The organism is Pseudomonas sp. PA-5-4B (assembly GCF_021606215.1).
In the GTDB taxonomy this organism is placed as follows: Bacteria; Pseudomonadota; Gammaproteobacteria; order Pseudomonadales; family Pseudomonadaceae; genus Aquipseudomonas; species Aquipseudomonas edaphica.
Window position 1 is genome coordinate 25,078 of record NZ_WKDB01000072.1, and the last position, 6,307, is coordinate 31,384.

At 61.6% G+C, this 6,307-nt stretch carries 4 protein-coding genes; all 4 read left to right on the plus strand.

All coding sequences use genetic code 11. The features are described from left to right. The first annotated feature begins 40 nt into the window (after positions 1–40). Positions 41–1,384 carry a 3-oxoacyl-ACP reductase gene (locus GIW28_RS25715; protein WP_017134703.1) on the plus strand — a complete coding sequence of 448 codons (1,344 nt, stop codon included), beginning with the start codon at positions 41–43 and terminating at the stop codon, positions 1,382–1,384. A 2-nt stretch (positions 1,385–1,386) separates the two neighbouring features. Beyond that, complete coding sequence (locus GIW28_RS25720; RefSeq protein ID WP_017134702.1) at positions 1,387–2,235, plus strand: MaoC family dehydratase; 849 nt, start codon at positions 1,387–1,389, stop codon at positions 2,233–2,235. A 302-nt stretch (positions 2,236–2,537) separates the two neighbouring features. Then, on the plus strand, positions 2,538–4,142 hold the full coding sequence (locus GIW28_RS25725) for a collagen-like triple helix repeat-containing protein (RefSeq protein WP_236490431.1): 1,605 nt from the start codon (positions 2,538–2,540) through the stop codon (positions 4,140–4,142). Between the two features lie 186 nt (positions 4,143–4,328). Beyond that, positions 4,329–6,011, plus strand: coding sequence for a ShlB/FhaC/HecB family hemolysin secretion/activation protein (locus GIW28_RS25730; protein ID WP_017134701.1), 1,683 nt, complete (start codon positions 4,329–4,331; stop codon positions 6,009–6,011). The last annotated feature ends 296 nt before the right edge of the window (positions 6,012–6,307 follow it).

Consider the following 6,307-nt stretch of genomic DNA (forward strand, 5'->3'; position numbering starts at 1 on the left):
ATGGTCCACCGTTTGAACCCCAGCACTCGGAGAGCGTTCCATGTCTGACCGTTATATCGACTTCGCCAACTCAAGCCTCGGCCATCGCCTGGTCGCCGCCATTGGCCTGCCGTCACCGGTACGCCTGGAACGCTGGCAAGCTGGGCGCCTGCGCCCGGTGGAAGGTGCTCTGCTGCTGGGCGGTGGCGCGCTGGCCGCCAAGGTGCAGGTATTTGCGCACAAACTGACCGACGCGATTTACACCTACGGCGCCGAATCATCGACCTGGATTCCAGGCCACGGCCCCAAGCTCAAGGCCGTGGTGTTTGACGCCAGCGACTTGCAGCACACCGACCAGCTCAAGCAACTGCGCGAATTCTTTCAGCCTTTGCTGAAAAATCTCGATCACAGCGCACATCTGGTGATTCTGGGACGCGCGCCGGAAAGCCTCAGCGACCCGTTTGCCGCCAGTGCACAGCGTGCCCTGGAGGGTTTCAGCCGTTCACTGGCCAAGGAATTGCGCAGCGGCGGCGTGTTGCAACTGTTGTATGTGGGCGACGGCGCTGAAGATCAGCTGGAAGGCGCGCTGCGTTTCTTCCTGTCACCGAAAAGTGCGTATATCTCTGGCCAGGTCATTCGCCTGCAAGCCTGCGCCACCCCGGTTGAAGACTGGACGCGCCCGCTGGCCGGGCGCAAGGCGCTGGTCACGGGTGCTGCGCGTGGTATCGGCGCCTCCATTGCCGAAACCCTGGCGCGCGACGGTGCCGAAGTGATCGTGCTGGATGTGCCCCAGGCCAAGGCCGACCTCGAAGCCCTCGCCGCTCGCTTGGGTGCGCGCACCGTGGTGCTGGATATCTGCGCAGAAGACGCGGCCACACAGTTGATCGAACACCTGCCGGACGGCATCGACATCGTGGTGCATAACGCCGGCATCACCCGCGATAAAACCCTGGCCAACATGACGCCGGAATATTGGGACGCCGTATTGGCGGTCAACCTCAACGCGCCCCAAGTGCTGACCAAAGCCCTGCTTGATAGCGGCACCCTGCACGACAACGGCCGCGTAGTGCTGCTGGCGTCGATCAGCGGGATTGCCGGTAATCGCGGGCAAACCAACTACGCCGCGAGCAAGGCCGGGCTGATTGGCCTGGCACAGGCGTGGGCGCCGCTGCTGGGCGAGCGTGGCATCAGCATCAACGCGGTCGCGCCGGGTTTTATCGAAACCCAGATGACCGCGCACATTCCCTTCGCCCTGCGTGAAGCCGGGCGGCGCATGAGTTCCTTGGGCCAGGGTGGTTTGCCGCAAGACGTGGCCGAAGCCGTCGCCTGGCTCGGGCAGCCGGGTTCCGGGGCCGTCAGCGGCCAGGCGCTGCGCGTATGTGGGCAAAGCCTGCTGGGAGCGTGACTATGCAGTGGCAGACATTGGACAGCACCCCGTTTCTGTTGCCGCTGTATTGGCGGGCGGCGCTCAAGCGCAAGATCAGCGGCAGCACCTTGCCGGATGAAGGGTTGCGCTGCCATGTGCGCGTGAACCCGGCCGACGTCGCGGCTTATCGCAAGGTCTGCGGGTTTGCCGACAGCCCGGTGCTGCCGGGCACTTACCCGCATATCCTGGCGTTCGGTTTGCAGATGCAATTACTCACCGACAAAAAATTCCCCTTTCCACTGCTGGGGTTGATTCACCTGAGCAATCGCATTCGTATCCACCGGCCATTGGGCGGCGTGAATAACCTGCTGGTCGGTGTATACGCGCACAATCTGCAGCCCCACGCCAAAGGTGCGACCTTTGACATTGTGACCACGGTCGAGGATGCGCTGGGACTGTTGTGGGAAGCCGACAGCCGCATGCTGTGTCGAGGCGTGAAGCTGGACGGCGAGGCGCAAGTGGAGCCCTTGTCCGTCCTCGGCAATGTCAACGAACTGGCGCGGTGGAAGGCGCCCGCTGATATCGGCCGCCAATACGCGCGGGTATCCGGCGACTACAACCCGATCCACCTGAGCGCGCTGACGGCCAAGCTGTTCGGCTTTCCCCAGGCTATCGCTCATGGGCTGTGGAATACCGCCCGTACATTGGCCGCGCTACACGAGCACTTGCCTGCCGCCAATGTAGAAATAGACGTCGAGTTCAAAAAACCGGTACGCCTGCCCAGTGAAGTTGTTTTGCTCAGCAGTGCCGCAGGCTCGAGCGGAGAGTTACAGTTGAACGGCGCCGGCGATATTCAACATATGCTCGGCAAGTGGCAACCCATCGCCTGAAAAAAGCACATTAATTGTATATATACACCCTAAGTTATAGCGGACGCCTCGGCGTCCGTTTGTTTATTCAAGCCCATGATTTTTAAAATATAAATATCTTGATACATCCCTCGATTACACCCTTCGTATTAGTCATTAAGCCGACTGCAGCCCGGTGTATATAAATCGTTAATACCAAGTTGAGCGTTGCGCGAAAGAGTGCCCGGGTCTGTGATGACAACACGGACAAACGTATCGCTATCCCTAGAAATAGCGAGCGTTTGAAAACAACCCAGGTTGTACAGGTGCAAGGAAACTCAATCATGAAAACTCAAACTCAAGTAGTGCTTTGGAAAGCAAGTACCGCGCTGGCCCTGGTCATGGCGATGAGCCTCGGTGGCTGCAGCAGCGGTGGTGGCGGGCATCACAGCAGTGTGGCGGCATCTTCTCCTGATGCAGGCGCAGGTAGCGGCGCTGGTGGTGGTACAGGTGGCGGAACCGGTGGTGGCACTGGCGGCGGTACAGATGGCGGTACCGGTGGTGGCACTGGCGGCGGCACAGGTGGCGGAACCGGCGGTGGCACTGGCGGCGGCACAGGTGGTGGAACCGGCGGCGGCACAGGTTCAACCACTACACCTCTGGTTACCGGCCAGATTGCCGGCACCCTGGGCGGCACTGTCGGTAACGTAGGCGCAGCGGTCGGTGACCTCGGTTCGACCTTGAACAATGTGCCTATCGTCGGCACAACAGCAGGCGGCCTGGTTACGGCGACCGGCACTGCAGTCACCAGCATCGGCACTGGCGTCACCAGCGGTCTTGGTTCGCTGGGCACTAACAGCAACTCCCTGGGCATCACGGTCGCAGGTGTAGGTAATGGCGTTGCCGATCTGGGCACTGGCCTGTCGACCACTGGGAAATCGCTCTCGACCACCCTCGGCGGCGTACCCGTAGTGGGCGGTTTGACCGGTGGCGTCGGTGGAGCGGTAGGTGGTGTAGTGGACAAAGTTGGTCAAGCCGTCACCATGCTCGGCGATACCGTCAGCACTGCCAGCACCACTGGCCCATTGGGCTCGTTAACTAACACAGTGGGCGGCAAAGTACTGGTGCCTGTGGTGTCGCTGGTGGAAAACACTACCGGCAACCTCGGCAAGGCAACCGGCCTGGGCACCCCTGTGAATGGGCTGCTGGATAAAGTCGGCAGCACCGTCACCGGCCTGGGCACCCAAGTCGCCAGTGCTGGCGGCACCGGCAACCCTGTTACCACCATCGTCGGCAGCGCTCTGACGGGCGTAGGCGGCACACTCGATAAATCCGGCGGCTATGTCGCTCCAGCCAGTGGCGCAGCAGCGCCCGGCCTGCCTGAACTGGTCGGTGGCCTGGTGGCCAACGTGGGTAGCGGCCTGAACGCCGGCAACACCAACGGCACTGTGAGTGCAGCAGGTGTCACCGGTGGCGCATTGGGCAACACGGTCGCCTCGCTCGGCACCGTTCTCGGTGGCACGGGCGTCGCCAACACCGCCGCCACTGCGCCGGTGGCAGGCCTGGCCACTAACGTGGGCGCGGCGCTTAACCCAGTAACGTCCGGTGTAACCAGCCTGACCCAAAACGTCGGCACCACTACCGGCCTCGGCGCTCCAGTCAACGGCCTGGTGACTCAAGTCGGCGGTGCGGTGAGTGGTATCGGCACTAACCTGACCACAGCTAATGCCAACCCAATCACCAACGCGGTAGGTACCACCGTCACCACAGTCGGCAACACCGTAGGCTCGGTAGGTGGTTTGGTCACCGGCGGCACCAGTGGCAGTAGCGGTGGCTTGCTCGGCGGCCTCACCGGCGGCACCGGCGCCAGCACATCGGGCAGTGGCACTACAACCACGGGTACAAGCGGCGGTCTGGGCGGTTTGCTGAACGGCCTGACCGGCAAATAATAAATTGCACCTGGCCGATTAGACGGCCTCCCCTACAGCGCCTACGCTTGGTTGAGACGAGAGACCCTTATAAGTCTCTCGTCTTTTTTATGGGCCGGTCTTATCTAAAAAACCTGGCCCTCCCGAACCGCGTCCCAGAACCCGGCGGGCCCGAAACGCTGCTGCAGTTTGACCATGGAGTGTCCTATGCGCGTGTTGACGCCGTTGTTATTGCTCACCCTCAGTGCTTACGTTCAGGCCGAGACCCTTCCCAGCTTCCTCAACAGCAACGACACCATCCGCAACTTGCCGGTGCCCAACCTGCCCGCCGACGCTTATCGGCCGACCACACCCCAGACCCAGTTGCCGCAAGCGCCTGCCACCCAGAACCAGCCGTTGCTGATGGACACCAAAGTCACCATCCGCAAGCTGCAGATCGAGGGCGGTACGATCTACCCGCTGGACGAAACAGCCAAGGCCTATGCGCCCCTGATTGGCCGTGAGACCAACCTTGCGCAACTGATCGAAGCCACCCGCACGATCACGCGTCGCTACCAGCAGGACGGCTACCTGTTGTCCTACGCGTTCCTGCCGCAACAGAGCTTCGAAAACGGCCTGGTGCGCGTGGTATTAGTGGAGGGTTACATCAAGGATTACGAGCAAAGCGGCGACATCGGCTCAGTCTCGGCCTACGTCGACAAGCTGGCTAACAAACTGCTGGCCGAGCGACCGCTCACGCGCAAGACGTTCGAGCGCTATACCACGCTGATGGGGCGTATTCCCGGCGTGACCCTGCAGGCGCAAGTGCCGCCGCCGGGCACTACCGATGGCGCCACGCACATGAAGATCGAAGCCTCGCGCAAACCGTTTACCACCAGCATGAGCCTGGTCGATAACAACCGTAACGGCACCCAAGCGTTGCTCACCGCGACCAGCAATTCCCAGACGTCCATGGGCGAGCAGCTTTACGTCAGCGGCCTGTTCCCGCCGGGTGACGACAAAGAACATTACTACCGCGTGGGCTACAGCCAATTCATCAATGCCGAGGGCAGCCAGTTGATACTGGGCGCCGAGCGTTATCGCGCCGACCCCAAAAGCAATATCCAGCTGGACGGCGGCTTCGAGCTCAAGCCGCACCAGTCGATCGACCGCTACACCATTGGCCTCAGCCACCCGCTGATTGCCTCACCCAATGAGTCGCTGACCCTGGCCACACGCCTGTATGCGGTGGACCAGACCACGCGCTATCAACTCGTGGGCTACCCTAACCGTTTCGACATCGAAAGCGACCTGCGCGCCCTTGCGTTCGAGGGTGACTGGCGCAAGTCCGACACCCGCCAGTTGCGCATCCTCAGCGCCGGCCTGTACCAAGGCATCAACGGCCTGGGTGCCAGAGCCCACAGCGACCTGGGCACGGCTAAACCTGATCTGGACTTCTTCCGCCTGCGCCTTTCCGGTGTGCAGAGCGACAAGTTCTTCGACAACTGGCAAGGCGTGCTTTCGGGTGCGTTCTACTGGAGCGACGCCACCTTGCCCGACAGCGAGCGCGCCACCTTTGGCGGGCAGAACTTCGGCCGTGGCTACCCCGATGATCAAGCTTCGGGCGACAAGGGCTGGGGCGTGGCGTATGAGGTCAACTACAGCTTCAACCGCGCTGGCGACTGGGTGAAGATCCTGCAACCGTATGTGGTGCTTGACCGCGCCAAGACCTGGTTCAACGAACTGCCGGTCAAAGGCAACGACATGTCCTCGGCGGCCGTGGGCCTGCGCTTCGGCGACAACAAGTACTACAACATCGCCCTGGAAGCGGCCAAGCCGATGTCGGACATCGCCCTGGACAGCTTTAACCGGCGGCCGCGGTATACCTTGAGTTTCAGTTATCAGTTGTGAGGTTTGTGGGAGGCTGCGGGGCTGCGGAGTACATATCCGTTATTTGGGTGATGGCTGCTTATGGTTCCGCTCTTACAGCGGCTCACTTTTGGAAAGACCCAAAAGTAAGCAAAAGGTCTTCGCCCCAACACTCGGTGCCTCGCTTAGGCTCGGCATGCCCGCAATCCGACAGTGATTTGGGGGGCCGCCGCGATGGGCCATCCTTGGCCCAGCGCGGCTAAACCGGCATCCCTGCCGGTTTACCCCCCAAATCCCTGTCAGATTCCGGCCATCGTGTTTGACGGGGCGATTTCAGA